This is a genomic window from Streptomyces sp. NPDC000594 (genome assembly GCF_040299965.1).
GTDB lineage: Bacteria > Actinomycetota > Actinomycetes > Streptomycetales > Streptomycetaceae > Streptomyces.
In genome coordinates this window covers 17,746-31,669 of sequence record NZ_JBEPCY010000025.1, presented here as the reverse complement: position 1 = coordinate 31,669, position 13,924 = coordinate 17,746, and the positions used below count along the sequence as shown (strand labels likewise).

Here is a 13,924-nt window from a genome sequence, read left to right as displayed (position 1 = left end):
GAAGTGAACGACAGGATCCGTACCGATATCGCCCATAACGCCAGGGTCTGGAACCACTGGCTGCACGGCAAGGACAACTACCCGGTCGACCGGAGGGTCGGGGACCACATCACCGGCCTCTATCCGAGCATCGGCGAGGTGGCCCGTGCCGACCGGGCCTTCCTGGGCCGGGTGGTGACCCATCTCGCCGCCGAGCGGGGCATCCGCCAGTTCCTGGACATCGGTACGGGGCTGCCCACCGCGGACAACACCCATGAGGTGGCCCAGCGCCTCGCCCCGGACTCCCGGATCGTCTATGTCGACAACGATCCGATCGTGCTGGCCCACGCCCGTGCGCTGCTCACCAGCTCCGCCGGGGGGCGTACGGAGTATCTGGACGCGGACGCCCATGACCCGGAGGGGATTCTGCGGGCGGTACGGCCGACGCTGGACCTGGACCGCCCGGTCGCGGTGATCATGCTGGGCATCCTCAACTTCGTCCTCGACACCGACGAGGCCCGTTCGATCGTCCGCACCCTGATGGACGCGGTGCCCCCGGGCAGCTGTCTGGTCGTCACCCACCCCACCCTGGAGCTGGGCGGCGAGGGCAACGCGGAGGCCATGGCCTTCTGGAACGAGAACGCCACCCCGCCGATCACCGCCCGTACCGGTGCGGAGATCGCCTCGTTCCTGGACGGGCTGGAGCTGCTGGAGCCGGGTCTGGTCTCCTGCTCCCGCTGGCGCCCCGGCCCCACCGGGGAGGAGCCGCCCCTGGTGGCGCAGTACGGCGCGGTGGGCCTCAAGCGATAGCGCGGCCGGAGCGCGGGGCGCCTCCGTACCGGCGCGCGGGCATCCGTACGGACGACGAAGGGGGCGCGGGCCCGATGGCCCGCGCCCCCTGATCCGTACCGGGGATCCGTACTCCTGATCCGTACCGGAGACCCGTACCGGGATCCCGGCCGCCGATCAGCCGTCGAGCGAGGTCATGACGTGCTTGATCCGGGTGTAGTCGTCGAACCCGTACGCCGACAGGTCCTTGCCGTAGCCGGACTTCTTGAATCCGCCGTGCGGCATCTCGGCGACCAGCGGGATGTGGGTGTTGATCCAGACGCAGCCGAAGTCGAGCGCCTTGGACATCCGCATGGCGCGCGCGTGGTCCTTGGTCCAGACGGAGGAGGCGAGCGCGTACTCGACATCGTTGGCCCACGCGGTGGCCTGGGCCTCGTCGGTGAAGGACTGGACCGTGATGACCGGGCCGAAGACCTCGTTCTGGACGATCTCGTCGTCCTGCTTGAGGCCGGAGACGACGGTGGGGGCGTAGAAGTAGCCCTTGTCGCCGACCCGGTGGCCGCCCGCCTCGACCTTGGCGTGCGCCGGCAGCCGGTCGATGAAGCCCGAGACCTGGGCGAGCTGGTTGGCGTTGTTGAGCGGACCGTAGAGCACATCCGCGTCGTCCGGGGCGCCGGTCCTGGTCTCGGCGGCGGCCCGGGCCAGCGCCTCGACGAAGGCGTCGTGGATGGACTCCTGGACGAGCACCCGGGTGGCGGCCGTACAGTCCTGGCCCGCGTTGAAGTAGCCCGCGACGGCGATGTCCTCGACGGCCTTGGCGATGTCGGTGTCCTCGAAGACCACGACCGGGGCCTTGCCGCCCAGCTCCAGGTGGACGCGCTTGACGTCCTTGGCGGCGGAGGCCGCGACCTGGATGCCCGCGCGGACGGAGCCGGTGATGGAGGCCATCGCCGGGGTGGTGTGCTCGACCATGGCACGGCCGGTGTCCCGGTCGCCGCAGAGGACGTTGAAGACGCCCTTGGGCACGATCGAGCCGATGATCTCGGCGAGCAGCACGGTGGAGGCAGGGGTGGTGTCCGAGGGCTTCAGCACCACCGAGTTGCCCGCGGCGAGCGCCGGGGCGAACTTCCACACGGCCATCATCATCGGGTAGTTCCACGGCGCGACCTGGGCGCAGACACCGACCGGCTCCCGACGGACGATGGAGGTGAAGCCCTCCATGTACTCACCGGCGGAGCGGCCCTCCAGCATGCGCGCGGCGCCGGCGAAGAAGCGGATCTGGTCCACCATCGGCGGGATCTCTTCGGTGCGGACCAGCTCCAGCGGCTTGCCGGTGTTCTCCGACTCACAGGTGATGAGGTCCTCGGCGCGCTCCTCGATCGCGTCGGCGATCTTGAGCAGTACCCGCTGGCGCTCGGCGGGGGTGGCGTCGCGCCAGGCGGGGAAGGCGGCCGCGGCGGCGTCCATCGCGGCGTCGACGTCGGCCTGTCCGGAGAGCGGCGACGTGGCGTAGGCCTCGCCGGTGGACGGGTTGATGACCTCGATCGTCCGCCCGTCGGCGGCGTCCAGGAACTCCCCGTTGATGTAGTTGCGCAGACGACGCAGCTCGGTGGTCACTGTGGCCACCCTCCTGTCTGAATCTCCATTGGGTCCAATGGGTGAGACACCCTCCCCCACCCTAGTCCCCGGAGTGACGCTTTCGACAGCCCCGACCCACACCACCTACGGATTTCGCGTAATCAGGCATGATCGACAACGAATTTCATCGATCAGGGGTTGCGTGACCGACGACTCCCGGTGCATGGTGAATTTGTGGCCAGTCGAAGCGCAGACTCCAGGAACGGGTCAGCCGGGAAAGCACCCTCCCCGGCGATCGACGCCGTCTCCCTCGCGATCATCGAGCAGCTCCAACAGGACGGACGCCGTCCCTACGCGGCGATCGGCAAGGCCGTGGGCCTCTCCGAAGCCGCCGTACGGCAGCGCGTCCAGAAGCTGCTCGACCAGGGCGTGATGCAGATCGTCGCCGTCACCGACCCGCTCACCGTGGGCTTCCGGCGGCAGGCGATGGTCGGCGTCCGGGTGGAGGGAGACCTCGACCCGGTGGCGGACGCGCTGACGGCCATGGCCGAATGCGAGTACGTGGTGATGACCGCGGGCTCCTTCGACCTGATGGTGGAGATCGTCTGCGAGGACGACGACCACCTGCTCGAAGTGATCAACAAGCGGATCCGCGCGCTCCCCGGTGTGCGGTCCACCGAGAGCTTCGTCTATCTCAAGCTCAAGAAGCAGACCTACATGTGGGGAACCCGATAGCCGTGAGCCGCAGCGACCTTTCCCAGACCGCCTACGACCACCTGTGGATGCACTTCACCCGCATGTCGTCGTACGAGAACGCCCCCGTCCCCACCATCGTCCGCGGTGAGGGCACCTATATCTACGACGACAAGGGCAAGCGCTACCTCGACGGCCTCGCCGGCCTCTTTGTGGTGAACGCGGGTCACGGCCGCACCGAGCTGGCCGAGACCGCCTTCAAGCAGGCCCAGGAGCTGGCCTTCTTCCCGGTGTGGTCCTACGCCCACCCGAAGGCCGTCGAGCTGGCCGAGCGCCTGGCGCACGAGGCCCCCGGCGACCTCAACAAGGTCTTCTTCACCACCGGCGGCGGCGAGGCGGTCGAGACCGCCTGGAAGCTCGCCAAGCAGTACTTCAAGCTCCAGGGGAAGCCGACCAAGTACAAGGTCATCTCCCGTGCGGTCGCCTACCACGGCACCCCGCAGGGCGCCCTGTCCATCACCGGTCTGCCCGCCCTCAAGGCCCCCTTCGAGCCGCTGGTCCCCGGCGCGCACAAGGTGCCGAACACCAACATCTACCGCGCCCCGCTCTTCGGCGACGACCCGGAGGCCTTCGGCCGCTGGGCCGCCGACCAGATCGAGCAGCAGATCCTCTTCGAGGGCCCGGAGACGGTCGCCGCCGTCTTCCTGGAGCCGGTGCAGAACGCCGGTGGCTGCTTCCCGCCGCCGCCCGGCTACTTCCGGCGGGTCCGCGAGATCTGCGACCAGTACGACGTACTGCTCGTCTCCGACGAGGTCATCTGCGCCTTCGGCCGCCTCGGCACCACCTTCGCCTGTGACAAGTTCGGCTACATCCCGGACATGATCACCTGCGCCAAGGGCATGACCTCGGGCTACTCCCCGATCGGCGCCTGCATCATCTCGGACCGGATCGCCGAGCCGTTCTACCAGGGCGACAACACCTTCCTGCACGGCTACACCTTCGGCGGCCACCCGGTCTCCGCGGCGGTCGGCGTCGCCAACCTCGACATCTTCGAGCGCGAGCGCCTCAACCAGCATGTTCTCGACAACGAGGGCGCCTTCCGGGCCACCCTGGAGAAGCTGTACGACCTGCCGATCGTCGGCGATGTCCGCGGCAACGGCTACTTCTACGGCATCGAGCTGGTGAAGGACAAGGCCACCAAGGAGACCTTCACCGACGAGGAGACCGAGCGCGTCCTGTACGGCTTCCTCTCCAAGGCCCTCTTCGAGAACGGTCTGTACTGCCGGGCCGACGACCGCGGCGACCCGGTCATCCAGCTCGCGCCGCCGCTGATCGCCGACCAGTCGACCTTCGACGAGATCGAGCAGATCCTGCGGAACGTCCTCACCGAGGCCTGGACCAAGCTCTGATCCCGGTGCTCTGATCCCGGTGCTCTGATTCCGGTGCTCTGATTCCGGTGCTCTGAGTTCTTGTCCTCCGAGCGACCGCCGCCCCGCGCGGCGGCACGGCCCGGGTACGCCCATCCGAGTGGATGGCGCGTACCCGGGCCGTGTGGTTTTCCCCGGACCCCGCGTCCGGCTGCCTAGCGTGCGAGGGACCGGTCGCCCGACCGCCGTCCCCCGACCGACGCGAGGGACCCTCGCGACGCACGGGAGCTCAGCCGAGAACCGAGGTGTACGCCATGGCCACCCCGCCGGACGACGACGCGCTCCGGGCCCGCTCCCTGCACTGCTCCCGGGCCGGGGACCCGGTCCTCACCGATGTCTCGCTCGGGGTCCGCGCCGGTGAGGTCGTCGCCGTCCTCGGACCGCGCGGCAGCGGCAAGACCGCCCTGCTGGACTGTCTCAGCGGGCGCCGCCTCCCCGACCAGGGCGAGGTACGGTTCGGCGACCTCGCCGTGCACACCCTCACCGCCCCCCAGCGCGAACGGCTGCGACGCGAGCGCTTCGGCTGGATCGGCCCCGACCCCGCCCTCGTCCCCGAGCTGACCGTCTGGGAGAACGCGGCCCTGCCCCTGCTGCTCCGCGGCGAACGGGCCGGCGCCGCCCGCTCCCGCGTCCTGGAGTGGCTGGAACGGCTGGACATCGACGCCCTCGCCGACCACCGGCCCACCGCCCTGACCGGCTCCCAGCGCCGGCGCACCGCACTCGCCCGCGCCCTCGCCGGCCCCCCGTCGGTGCTCTTCGCCGATGAACCCACCGCCGCCCTGCACAGCGCCGACGCCGCCCTGATGCTGCGGACCATGCTCGCCGCCGTGCGCAGCCATGGGGTCACCACCGTCCTCGCCACCTGCGACCCGGCGGTCGCCGCCCTCGCGAACCGTACGGTGGCGCTGTTCGACGGCCGCCGCACCGATGGACCGGCCACCGCCGAAGCGGAAGGCCTGGCCGCGTGCTCGCTCTCCGTCTGACCCTGGGTACGGGCCCCCTCGCCCTGCTGCGCCGGCTGCTGGTGACGGTGGCCTCGGCCGGTGTGGGGCTGCTGCTGCTCTCCTCCCTCGGGCACGCCCTGGCCCACCCCGGGGACCCGGCCCCCGCACTGCTCCGGCTGGCGTGGTGCGCGATCCCGCTCGCCGCCGTGGCCCAGCTGGCGGTGGCGGTGGCGCGGACGGACCCGGCGACCCGCCCCCGGGACGGACTGGACGCCTTCGGGCTCGGACCCGCCCGCCTCGCCCTGCTGGCCGCCACCTCCATCGCACCCGCCGCGCTGCTCGGCAGCGGACTCGCCCTGCTGGTCTTCCTCCAGCTGCGGGGCGATCTGGTGCTGCCGTCGGCGGGCGGGACCATCGCCCGGGCACTGGGCGCGGGGGCGCCGCTGCCGCTGGGCGGGGTCCTGCTGCTGCTCACCCTGGCGCCCCTGGTCACCACCGGGGCGACGGCACTGGCCCTGCGCTCGCGGCGCTGCGGACCGTCGGCGGAGCGGGAGCCCGAGCCCCCGCCGGGCGGGCTGCCCTGGGGATGTGCGCTGGTCACCGCGGGGCTGGCGATCGGCACCTTCGCGGCGATGGACGAGCGGGGCACGGCCGTCCGGCTGCCCGGCGCCTTCGGCTCGGACCGGGCCGGGGTGCTGGTGGGGTGGGCGCTCACCGCGCTCGGCCTCGCCTGCGCCGGACCGGCGCTCACCCGGTTCTGCGGGCGGCTCCTCCAGTCGGTACGGCCCGGCGCGGTACGGCTGCTCGCGGGGCGGATCCTGATGGCGGAGGCGCGCCGGGTCGGCCGCCCGCTGGGGGTGGTGGCGGCGGTCGCCTCGGCGGCGATCACCGCCTGGGCGCTCTACGGCACCGGGCCGCGCCCCTTCGGGCCGCTGACCGGGCTCGGCGCCGGGCTGGTGATCGCCTGCACCACGGCCACCCTGCTGACCTCGGCGATCGAGGCCCGCCAGGACCGGGTGGCGCTCGTCGGCCAGCTGCGGGGGCTGGGCGCGCCCGCCGCCCCGCTGCGGCTGGCGGCGCTGCTGCGGGTGGGAACGCTGCTGCTGGTCTTCACCCCGGTGATCTGGGCGGTGGGCATGCTGGCGGCGATGCCGGGGGCGGGCTGAGCCCCCGGGCCCGTACCGCCCGCACACCCGCCCGTACCGCCCGCACTGCCCGTACTGCCCGTATCAGGGGTCAGCCCAGCACCACGACCTCGTCGGCGTCGAAGACCACCCCGACCTCGGCACCCGCCGGGGGAGCCGTCCTCGGCGGCACCTCCGCCTCCAGGGCCGGGCCCCGGTCGGGACGGAGCCGTACCGCCGCGTGGTCGCCCCGGAAGACCGCGGGCTCCGCGACACAGCGCAGCCCCTCCCCCGGCGGACCGATCCGTACCCCCGCCGGGCGGATCAGCACCGAGCGCTCCCCCTGCGGCGAACCCGCCGGAACCGGCACCCGGCCCCAGACCGTCTCCGCCGCATCGCCGGAGACGGTCGCGGGCACCACATTGTCGAAGCCCAGGAAGCGGGCCACAAAAGCATCGGCGGGCCTGCTCCAGACCTCCAGCGGGGTGCCGCTCTGGGCGATCCGGCCGTCCCGCATCACCACCACCCGGTCGGCCAGCGTGAACGCCTCGCCCTGGTCATGGGTGACCGCGAGCACCGTGGTGCCCAGCCGGGCGAAGAGCCCCCGCAACTCCACCACCAGCCGCTCCCGCAGCCCCCGGTCCAGCTGGCCCAGCGGCTCGTCCAGCATCAGCAGCCGGGGCTCGGGGGCCAGCGCCCGCGCCAGCGCCACCCGCTGCTGCTCCCCGCCGGAGAGCGACGCGACCGCCCGCCGCTCCGCCCCCGGCAGCCCGACCAGCTCCAGCAGCCCGGCGACCCGGCGCCGCCGCTCCACCGCGCCGTCACCGCGCATCCGCAGCCCGAAGTCGACATTGCCGCCGACATCGCGCTGGGGGAAGAGCTGATGGTCCTGGAACATCAGCCCGACACCCCGGCGGTGCACCGGGACACCCGCCTGGTCGCTCCCGGAGAGCAGCACCCGGCCGCCGTCCACCGGCTGGAGACCGGCGACCACCCGCAGCAGGGTGGACTTCCCGCTGCCGCTCGGTCCCAGCACACACACCGTCTGGTGCGCGGCCACCTCCAGGGAGACCGCGTCCAGCACGGCGCGCTCGCCGAACCGCACGGTGACCCCGTCCAGCGTGAGCAGGGCCATCAGAAGCCCCCCGCCGATGCGGTACGGACACGGGTCCGCTCCAGCAGAAACAGCGCCACCGCGCACACCACCATCAGAATCGTGCTCAGGGCCATCGCCTGTCCGTAGTTGAGTTCTCCCGGGCGGCTGAGCAGCCGGGCCACCGCCACCGGCAGCGTCGGCCGGTCCGGCCGGGCGAGGAAGACCGTCGCGCCGAACTCGCCCAGCGAGATCGCGAAGGCGAACCCCGCCGCGATCAGCAGCGCCCGGCTGACCATCGGCAGATCCACCTCCCGCCACACCCGCAGCGGCGACGCGCCCAGGACCGCCGCCGCCTCCCGCAGCCGCCCGTCGACCGCGCGCAGCACCGGCAGCATCACCCGTACCACGAAGGGGACACCGACCAGCGCCTGGGCGAGCGGCACCAGGATCCAGGAGGAGCGCAGATCCAGCGGCGGCTCGTCCAGGGTGATCAGGAAGCCGAAGCCGACGGTGACCGCGGAGACCCCCAGCGGCAGCATCAGCAGCGCGTCGAAGCCCCGGGTCAGCCGCCCGGAGCGGCGGCTGAGGGCGGCGGCGGCCAGGGAGCCGATCACCACCGCCACGGCGGTCGCGGCCAGTGCGTACTCCAGCGAGTTCCCCACCGCCTCGATGGGCGGTACGAGGAACGCCCCGCCCTCCTCGTCCAGGGTGAACAGCGAGCGGTAGTGGGCGAGGCCATGGCCGGACGGGGTGTCGAGGGAGCGCTCCACCAGCACCCCCAGCGGGGTCAGCAGCAGCACGGCCACGGTGGCGAGCACCCCGCCGAGCAGCGCCCACTGCCCGGCGCCGCGCGGCCGGCGGGCGGTGCGGTCCGGGTCCACCAGCCGCAGCGCGCCCTCCCGGCGCCGTACCGTCCGGGCGTGCACCGCGAGCACCGTACCGACCGCGGCGAACTGCACCAGGGTCAGCACCGCCGCCGTCCGCAGATCGAGCAGCTGCGCGGTCTGGCGGTAGATCTCCACCTCCAGCGTGGCGTAGGTGGGGCCGCCGAGGATCTGGACGACGCCGAAGGAGGTGAAGGTGAAGAGGAAGACCATCAGGGCGGCGGCGGCCACGGCGGGCGCGAGCGCGGGCAGGGTGATCCGGCGCCAGGCGCTCAGGCGGCTCGCGCCGAGCACCCGGGCGGCCTCCTCCTGCCGGGGGTCGAGCTGCGCCCAGAGTCCGCCGACGGTCCGGACCACGACGGCGTAGTTGAAGAAGACATGGGCCAGCAGAATGGCCCAGACCGTGGTGTCGAGCCGGATGCCCCAGAGTTCGTCCAGGAGTCCGCCACGGCCCAGCAGCGCCAGGAAGGCGCTGCCGACCACCACGGTCGGCAGCACGAAGGGCACGGTGATCACCGCGCGCAGCAGCCGCTTGCCGGGGAAGGCGAAGCGGGCCATCACATAGGAACCGGGGAGCGCGATCAGCAGGGTGAGGACGGTCGAGGCGACCGCCTGCCAGGTGGTGAACCAGAGCATCCCCTGGAGGTCGGCGCGGCCCAGCACCTCCCCGAGGTGGCCGAGCCGCCAGATCCCGTCGGGCCGCAGCCCCCGGCCGACGATGGCGGCGACCGGGTAGGCGAAGAAGACGGCGAAGAACGCGACGGGCACGGCCATCAGGGCGAGCCGGGGCCCGACGCGCCGCAGCGCCCGGCCGGCCCGCGCACGGGGCGGGACGGCCGGACCCGCGGTCGGCGGAAGGCCCGCACCCGCCGCGGGGGAGGGTGCCCGGTCCGCTACTTCAGGACGGTCGAGGTCCACGCCTGGATCCACTGCTCACGGTTCTTCGCGATGGTCTCGGGGGCGACCGTCGGCGGGGCGGGGACCTCGGTGCCGTACCGGGTGAAGATCTCCGGCAGCTTCGCGTCCCGGAGCACCGGGTTGACGAACATCTTCAGCGGCAGGTCCTCCTGGAAGGACCGGGAGAGCAGGAAGTCCAGCAGTGCCTTGCCGCCCTTCTCGTTCTTCGCGCCGTCCAGGAGTCCGGCGAACTCGATCTGGCGGAAGCAGGTGCCGGCCGCCACCCCGGTGGGCGCCTTCGCGGGCCGGGGGTCGGAGTACAGCACCTCCACGGGCGGGCTGGAGGCGTAGGAGACGACCAGCGGCCGGTCGCCCTTGGCCTTGCGACCGCCGGCGGAGCCGGAGAACTCCTCGTTGTACGCCTCGGACCAGCCGTCGACCACCTTGACGCCGTTCTTCCTGAGGTCCTTCCAGTACTCCTGCCAGCCGTCCTCGCCGTAGCGGGCGACGGTGCCGAGGAGGAAGCCGAGACCGGGCGAGGAGGTGGCCGCGTTCTCCACCACCAGCAGATCCTTGTAGGCGGGCTTCACCAGGTCGTCAAAGGTGCGCGGCGGGTCCAGCTTCTTGTCGGCGAAGTACTTCTTGTCGTAGTTGACGCAGATGTCGCCGGTGTCGACGGGGGTGACCCGGTGCCGCTCCCCGTCGAGCCGCACCCCGTCCGCGACCCCGTCCAGGCCCTTGGCCCGGTGCGGGGTGAAGAGCCCGTTGTCGAGGGCGCGGGAGAGCAGGGTGTTGTCGACGCCGAAGAAGACATCGCCCTGCGGGGAGCCCTTGGTCAGGATCTCCTTGTTCAGCGCCTCGCCCGCGTCGCCGCTCTTGAGCACCTTGACGGTGTACCCGGTCTCACGGGTGAACTCCTTGAGCACCTTCCCGGAGACGGCGAAGGACTCATGGGTGACCAGGGTGACCGTCTTGGAGGCGGTGCCGCCGGAGTCGTCCTTGCCTCCGGAGTCACCGCCGCAGGCGGCGAGCGTGCCGACGCCCAAGGCGGCCACGACCGCGGTGACGGCCAGCTTCTTGGTGTTCACTGATTCCTCCTGGGACCGTACGGCCAGGAAGAGACGCGGCCCCGCCCGGTTCTCCGAGGAGAATCCGGGCAGGGCGCAACAGCTTGAGTGATGACCGAACTTCCTACCCGGAATGACCCGGGCGAGGTTCAGAGGGTCTGCGGACCGGTGGTTACCGCACTCTCAGCGCTGTGGCGCTCCCCTGTCGGATGACTGTGCAGATATAGGTGGATCTTCATCCCTATGGATGTCGGGGCCCAGCGTACAAGGTCGTACCGGGGCCCCGGCAGCCCCCGCCGGGGCGGGGGCGCTGCTCAGCGCTCTGCCGGGACAGCGGCTCAGCGCTCGGCGGCGGCGAGCTGTCCGCAGGCGCCGTCGATCTCCTGGCCCCGGGTGTCACGGACGGTGACGGGCACCCCATGGGCGGCGATGGCCTCGACGAAGGCCTTCTCGTCCTCGGGCCGGGAGGCGGTCCACTTGGAGCCCGGGGTGGGGTTGAGCGGGATCAGGTTGACATGGACCCGCTTGCCCTTCAGCAGCCGGCCCAGGAGGTCGCCCCGCCAGGCGTGGTCGTTGATGTCCCGGATGAGGGCGTACTCGATGGAGACCCGGCGGCCGGACTTCTCCGCGTACTCCCAGGCGGCGTCCAGCACCTCCCGGACCTTCCAGCGGGTGTTCACCGGGACGAGGGTGTCGCGCAGCTCGTCGTCGGGCGCGTGCAGCGAGACCGCGAGCCGGCACTTGAAGCCCTCGTCGGCGAAGCGCAGCATCGCGGGGACCAGACCGACGGTGGAGACGGTGATCCCGCGCTGGGAGAGTCCGAGGCCGTCGGGCTCGGGGTCGGTGAGGCGGCGGATGGCGCCGACGACCCGCTTGTAGTTGGCGAGCGGCTCGCCCATGCCCATGAAGACGATGTTCGACAGCCGGGCGGGGCCGCCGGGGACCTCTCCGTCGCGCAGCGCGCGCATGCCGTCCACGATCTGGTGGACGATCTCGGCGGTGGAGAGATTGCGGTCGAGGCCCGCCTGCCCGGTGGCGCAGAACGGGCAGTTCATCCCGCAGCCCGCCTGGGAGGAGATGCACATGGTGACCCGGTCCGGGTAGCGCATCAGTACGGACTCGACCAGGGTGCCGTCGTGCAGCCGCCACAGGGTCTTGCGCGTGGTGTCGTCGTCGCAGGACACATGGCGGAGGACGGACATCAGATCGGGCAGCAGCTCGGAGGCGAGCCGGTCCCGCGCGGCGGCCGGGATATCGGTCCACTGGGCCGGGTCGTGGGCGTACCGCGCGAAATAGTGCTGCGACAGCTGCTTGGCGCGGAACGGCTTCTCGCCGATGGCGGCGACGGCTTCCTTGCGCTCGGCGGGGGTGAGGTCGGCAAGGTGCCGCGGCGGCTTCTTGGCTCCGCGCGGCGCGACAAAGGTGAGTTCTCCGGGCTTGGGCATGGTCCTACCAGTGTCGCAGAGATACGACAAAGGGCTCGCCACCCTGTGGATAACGAGCCCTTCCCCGAAGAAACAGCAGGTCAGCAGCGTGTGCGGTCCGTACGGAAGCCTGCGCCGACCGAAGCCGTGCCGGCCGGATCCGTGTCAGCCGGAGCCGACGAAGAGGACCAGCAGCAGCCAGACCACGGGTGCGGTCGGCAGGAGGGAGTCCAGCCGGTCCATGATGCCGCCGTGGCCCGGCAGCAGCGCACCCATGTCCTTGATGCCCAGATCCCGCTTGATCATGGATTCACCCAGGTCGCCCAGGGTGGCGCTGATCGCGACCGCCAGACCGAGCAGCAGCCCCTGCCACCAGCTGCCGCCGTCGATCAGGAACTCCATGAAGAGCGCGCCCGCCACCATCGCGAAGCCGATCGCCCCGAGGAGACCCTCCCAGGTCTTGCCGGGACTGATCCTCGGTGCCAGCCTGCGCCTGCCGAAGCGCCAGCCGACCGCGTACGCCCCGGTGTCACTGATCACCGTCAGCGCCAGGAAGACCAGGACCCGCCAGGCCCCGTCGTCCGCGGCGAGCATCAGCGCCACGAAGGTCGCCAGGAACGGCACATAGAAGGCGGCGAAGACCCCGGCGGTGACATCCCTCAGATATCCCTCGGGAGGCTCCGTCATCCGCCACACCAGCACCGCCAGCGCGGTCAGTGCCATGGCGACCCAGGCACCCTCCGCCCCACGCGCGTAACCGGCCACCACCATGGCCGCGCCGCCCACGGCGAGCGGCACCAGGGGCGCCTTGATCTCCTTGCGCTCCCGCAGCCGGCTCGTCAGCTCCCAGAGCCCGACGACGACGGCGACCACGATGACCCCGACGAACACCGCTTTGACGACGAAGAGCGAGGCACCGATGACCGCGCCGAGCCCGACGCCGACCCCTATCGCCGCCCGCAGATCCCGCCCGGCCTTCTTCTTCTCGCGCGCGGCCCGGCCCGACCGCGCGGCCCGGCCGGCGGTCGGCGGTGCGGACGGCGGGGTCGGTACGGGGCCGGACGCGGGATCCGGCTGGTCGTCGCGGAACAGGGGGCCGCTCAACGGAGCGGCCCCCCTCTCGCGCTGCTCACGGGCGTCGCGGTCACGGTCTTCGGCGTCTCTACCTGCGTCGGGAAAGTCCGGCACGATGGGCATGGGCCGAGTCTGCTGTGCGTCACGCTCGTCGTACGTGGGACCCGCCGAAACAGGGCCCTGGTCGGACGGTCGCCAGCCGCCGACGTAGTCGGCCCTCGGCAGGGCCCCCCAGGAAGAGTCGTTCATCAGACTTCGAGCAGCTCGGCTTCCTTGTGCTTCAGCAGCTCGTCCACCTGCGCGACGTACTTCGCGGTGGTGTCGTCGAGCTCCTTCTCCCCGCGACGGCCCTCGTCCTCGCCGACCTCGCCGTCCTTGACCAGCTTGTCCATGGTCTCCTTGGCCTTGCGGCGGATGGAGCGGATCGAGATCTTCGAGTCCTCGGCCTTGGTCTTGGCGACCTTGATGTACTCCCGGCGGCGCTCACCGGTCAGCTCGGGGAAGACCACCCGGATGATGTTGCCGTCGTTGCTCGGGTTGACCCCGAGGTCGGAGTCGCGGATCGCCTGCTCGATGTTGCGCAGGGCGGTCTTGTCGAACGGGGTCACCACGGCCATCCGGGGCTCCGGCACCGAGAAGGAGGCCAGCTGGTTGATCGGGGTCAGCGCGCCGTAGTAGTCGGCGACGATCTTGTTGAACATCGCCGGGTGCGCACGGCCGGTGCGGATCGCGGCGAAGTCCTCCTTGGCGACCACGACGGCCTTCTCCATCTTCTCCTCGGCTTCGAGGAGGGTCTCTTCGATCACCACTTGCTCCTGCGTGTCTTGAGTAGGCTGAGGTTCCCCCGGGCCGGTGGCCGCGGGGGGAAGGCCCGGACCTGGAGGAACCCTGTCGCGTCTTTCCTGCACGGTGTCCGACCGGCAGGATTTTGTCCATCCCCGGACGGCC

The 13,924-nt window shown here is 71.6% G+C and carries 12 protein-coding genes; 5 read left to right on the top strand and 7 right to left on the bottom strand.

Annotated features, from left to right (window positions below; genetic code table 11):
• The first annotated feature begins 3 nt into the window (after positions 1 to 3).
• Positions 4 to 789, top strand: coding sequence for an SAM-dependent methyltransferase (locus ABT354_RS27345; RefSeq protein ID WP_502983513.1), 786 nt, complete (start codon positions 4 to 6; stop codon positions 787 to 789).
• 156 nt (positions 790 to 945) lie between these two features.
• On the opposite strand, the gene ABT354_RS27340 is transcribed toward ABT354_RS27345, so the two are convergent.
• Positions 946 to 2,385 (bottom strand): gamma-aminobutyraldehyde dehydrogenase, encoded by a 1,440-nt coding sequence (locus ABT354_RS27340; RefSeq protein WP_351498611.1) that lies wholly within the window; start codon positions 2,383 to 2,385, stop codon positions 946 to 948.
• Between the two features lie 180 nt (positions 2,386 to 2,565).
• Here ABT354_RS27340 and ABT354_RS27335 point away from each other — a divergent pair, with 180 nt between their 5' ends.
• From ABT354_RS27335 to ABT354_RS27320, 4 genes are all read left to right on the top strand, one after another.
• On the top strand, positions 2,566 to 3,081 hold the full coding sequence (locus ABT354_RS27335; RefSeq protein ID WP_351498609.1) for an Lrp/AsnC family transcriptional regulator: 516 nt from the start codon (positions 2,566 to 2,568) through the stop codon (positions 3,079 to 3,081).
• A complete protein-coding gene (locus tag ABT354_RS27330) occupies positions 3,066 to 4,448 on the top strand; it encodes an aspartate aminotransferase family protein (RefSeq protein WP_351498478.1) in 1,383 nt (460 codons plus the stop codon). Before ABT354_RS27335 ends, ABT354_RS27330 begins: the two co-directional genes overlap by 16 nt.
• A 272-nt stretch (positions 4,449 to 4,720) precedes the next feature.
• A complete protein-coding gene (locus ABT354_RS27325) occupies positions 4,721 to 5,449 on the top strand; it encodes an ABC transporter ATP-binding protein (RefSeq protein ID WP_351498476.1) in 729 nt (242 codons plus the stop codon).
• Complete coding sequence (locus tag ABT354_RS27320; protein ID WP_351498474.1) at positions 5,431 to 6,576, top strand: hypothetical protein; 1,146 nt, start codon at positions 5,431 to 5,433, stop codon at positions 6,574 to 6,576. Before ABT354_RS27325 ends, ABT354_RS27320 begins: the two co-directional genes overlap by 19 nt.
• Before the next feature lie 70 nt (positions 6,577 to 6,646).
• Here ABT354_RS27320 and ABT354_RS27315 read toward each other — a convergent pair whose 3' ends face one another.
• The 6 genes from ABT354_RS27315 to frr form a co-directional block, all read right to left on the bottom strand.
• Positions 6,647 to 7,669, bottom strand: a complete 1,023-nt coding sequence (locus ABT354_RS27315) for an ABC transporter ATP-binding protein (RefSeq protein ID WP_351498472.1) — start codon at positions 7,667 to 7,669, stop codon at positions 6,647 to 6,649.
• Positions 7,669 to 9,288 (bottom strand): ABC transporter permease, encoded by a 1,620-nt coding sequence (locus ABT354_RS27310; RefSeq protein WP_351498607.1) that lies wholly within the window; start codon positions 9,286 to 9,288, stop codon positions 7,669 to 7,671. Before ABT354_RS27310 ends, ABT354_RS27315 begins: the two co-directional genes overlap by 1 nt.
• A gap of 119 nt (positions 9,289 to 9,407) precedes the next feature.
• Entirely contained in the window at positions 9,408 to 10,499 is a 1,092-nt protein-coding gene (locus ABT354_RS27305) for a thiamine ABC transporter substrate-binding protein (RefSeq protein WP_351498470.1), read from the bottom strand.
• A gap of 317 nt (positions 10,500 to 10,816) precedes the next feature.
• Positions 10,817 to 11,923, bottom strand: coding sequence for a dual-specificity RNA methyltransferase RlmN (gene rlmN / locus ABT354_RS27300; protein WP_351498467.1), 1,107 nt, complete (start codon positions 11,921 to 11,923; stop codon positions 10,817 to 10,819).
• A 144-nt stretch (positions 11,924 to 12,067) separates the two neighbouring features.
• Entirely contained in the window at positions 12,068 to 13,225 is a 1,158-nt protein-coding gene (locus ABT354_RS27295; protein WP_351498465.1) for a phosphatidate cytidylyltransferase, read from the bottom strand.
• Positions 13,225 to 13,782 carry a ribosome recycling factor gene (gene frr / locus ABT354_RS27290; protein ID WP_351498463.1) on the bottom strand — a complete coding sequence of 186 codons (558 nt, stop codon included), beginning with the start codon at positions 13,780 to 13,782 and terminating at the stop codon, positions 13,225 to 13,227. The genes ABT354_RS27295 and frr overlap by 1 nt, the downstream gene beginning before the upstream one ends.
• Positions 13,783 to 13,924: the final 142 nt, after the last annotated feature.

Excerpts from the sequence above, each read along its gene's own strand:
- rlmN (WP_351498467.1), bottom strand. The coding sequence starts at position 11,923 with ATGCCCAAGCCCGGAGAACTCACCTTTGTCGCGCCGCGCGGAGCCAAG.
- ABT354_RS27295 (WP_351498465.1), bottom strand. The coding sequence starts at position 13,225 with ATGAACGACTCTTCCTGGGGGGCCCTGCCGAGGGCCGACTACGTCGGC.
- ABT354_RS27325 (WP_351498476.1), top strand. The coding sequence starts at position 4,721 with ATGGCCACCCCGCCGGACGACGACGCGCTCCGGGCCCGCTCCCTGCAC.
- ABT354_RS27310 (WP_351498607.1), bottom strand. The coding sequence starts at position 9,288 with ATGGCCGTGCCCGTCGCGTTCTTCGCCGTCTTCTTCGCCTACCCGGTC.
- ABT354_RS27315 (WP_351498472.1), bottom strand. The coding sequence starts at position 7,669 with ATGGCCCTGCTCACGCTGGACGGGGTCACCGTGCGGTTCGGCGAGCGC.